Genomic DNA, 1,995 nt, shown 5'->3' on the forward strand with positions numbered 1-1,995 from the left:
ACGTTAGGCATCACAAAGTACAGCATCGTGACCAACAGCAACGATTCCGTCACACTGCGCCTCATGACTGAGCATGACCTTGCGATGCTCTATGAGTGGCTAAATCGATCTCATATCGTCGAGTGGTGGGGCGGAGAAGAAGCACGCCCGACACTTGCTGACGTACAGGAACAGTACTTGCCAAGCGTTTTAGCGCAAGAGTCCGTCACTCCATACATTGCAATGCTGAATGGAGAGCCGATTGGGTATGCCCAGTCGTACGTTGCTCTTGGAAGCGGGGACGGATGGTGGGAAGAAGAAACCGATCCAGGAGTACGCGGAATAGACCAGTCACTGGCGAATGCATCACAACTGGGCAAAGGCTTGGGAACCAAGCTGGTTCGAGCTCTGGTTGAGTTGCTGTTCAATGATCCCGAGGTCACCAAGATCCAAACGGACCCGTCGCCGAGCAACTTGCGAGCGATCCGATGCTACGAGAAAGCGGGGTTTGAGAGGCAAGGTACCGTAACCACCCCAGATGGTCCAGCCGTGTACATGGTTCAAACACGCCAGGCATTCGAGCGAACACGCAGTGATGCCTAACCCTTCCATCGAGGGGGACGTCCAAGGGCTGGCGCCCTTGGCCGCCCCTCATGTCAAACGTTAGATGCACTAAGCACATAATTGCTCACAGCCAAACTATCAGGTCAAGTCTGCTTTTATTATTTTTAAGCGTGCATAATAAGCCCTACACAAATTGGGAGATATATCATGAAAGGCTGGCTTTTTCTTGTTATCGCAATAGTTGGCGAAGTAATCGCAACATCCGCATTAAAATCTAGCGAGGGCTTTACTAAGCTTGCCCCTTCCGCCGTTGTCATAATCGGTTATGGCATCGCATTTTATTTTCTTTCTCTGGTTCTGAAATCCATCCCTGTCGGTGTTGCTTATGCAGTCTGGTCGGGACTCGGCGTCGTCATAATTACAGCCATTGCCTGGTTGCTTCATGGGCAAAAGCTTGATGCGTGGGGCTTTGTAGGTATGGGGCTCATAATTGCTGCCTTTTTGCTCGCCCGATCCCCATCGTGGAAGTCGCTGCGGAGGCCGACGCCATGGTGACGGTGTTCGGCATTCTGAATCTCACCGAGGACTCCTTCTTCGATGAGAGCCGGCGGCTAGACCCCGCCGGCGCTGTCACCGCGGCGATCGAAATGCTGCGAGTCGGATCAGACGTCGTGGATGTCGGACCGGCCGCCAGCCATCCGGACGCGAGGCCTGTATCGCCGGCCGATGAGATCAGACGTATTGCGCCGCTCTTAGACGCCCTGTCCGATCAGATGCACCGTGTTTCAATCGACAGCTTCCAACCGGAAACCCAGCGCTATGCGCTCAAGCGCGGCGTGGGCTACCTGAACGATATCCAAGGATTTCCTGACCCTGCGCTCTATCCCGATATTGCTGAGGCGGACTGCAGGCTGGTGGTTATGCACTCAGCGCAGCGGGATGGCATCGCCACCCGCACCGGTCACCTTCGACCCGAAGACGCGCTCGACGAGATTGTGCGGTTCTTCGAGGCGCGGGTTTCCGCCTTGCGACGGAGCGGGGTCGCTGCCGACCGGCTCATCCTCGATCCGGGGATGGGATTTTTCTTGAGCCCCGCACCGGAAACATCGCTGCACGTGCTGTCGAACCTTCAAAAGCTGAAGTCGGCGTTGGGGCTTCCGCTATTGGTCTCGGTGTCGCGGAAATCCTTCTTGGGCGCCACCGTTGGCCTTCCTGTAAAGGATCTGGGTCCAGCGAGCCTTGCGGCGGAACTTCACGCGATCGGCAATGGCGCTGACTACGTCCGCACCCACGCGCCTGGAGATCTGCGAAGCGCAATCACCTTCTCGGAAACCCTCGCGAAATTTCGCAGTCGCGACGCCAGAGACCGAGGGTTAGATCATGCCTAGCATTCACCTTCCGGCCGCCCGCTAGCGGACCCTGGTCAGGTTCCGCGAAGGTGGGCGCAGACAT

General features: G+C 56.5%; 3 protein-coding genes. All 3 read left to right on the forward strand.

Annotation, left to right across the window (positions count from 1 at the left end; genetic code table 11):
• Positions 1 to 27: 27 nt before the first annotated feature.
• The 3 genes from EGK63_RS16160 (at position 28) to sul1 (ending at position 1,931) form a co-directional block, all read left to right on the forward strand.
• Positions 28 to 582 carry an aminoglycoside N-acetyltransferase AAC(6')-Ib4 gene (locus tag EGK63_RS16160; RefSeq protein ID WP_003159191.1) on the forward strand — a complete coding sequence of 185 codons (555 nt, stop codon included), beginning with the start codon at positions 28 to 30 and terminating at the stop codon, positions 580 to 582.
• Between the two features lie 168 nt (positions 583 to 750).
• The gene (locus tag EGK63_RS16165) at positions 751 to 1,098 is read left to right on the forward strand and encodes a quaternary ammonium compound efflux SMR transporter QacE delta 1 (protein ID WP_000679427.1); all 348 of its coding nucleotides are present in this window, start codon (positions 751 to 753) and stop codon (positions 1,096 to 1,098) included.
• A complete protein-coding gene (sul1, locus tag EGK63_RS16170) occupies positions 1,092 to 1,931 on the forward strand; it encodes a sulfonamide-resistant dihydropteroate synthase Sul1 (RefSeq protein WP_000259031.1) in 840 nt (279 codons plus the stop codon). Before EGK63_RS16165 ends, sul1 begins: the two co-directional genes overlap by 7 nt.
• The last annotated feature ends 64 nt before the right edge of the window (positions 1,932 to 1,995 follow it).

It is taken from the genome of Brevundimonas sp. 357 (assembly GCF_003938605.1).
Lineage (GTDB): Bacteria > Pseudomonadota > Alphaproteobacteria > Caulobacterales > Caulobacteraceae > Brevundimonas.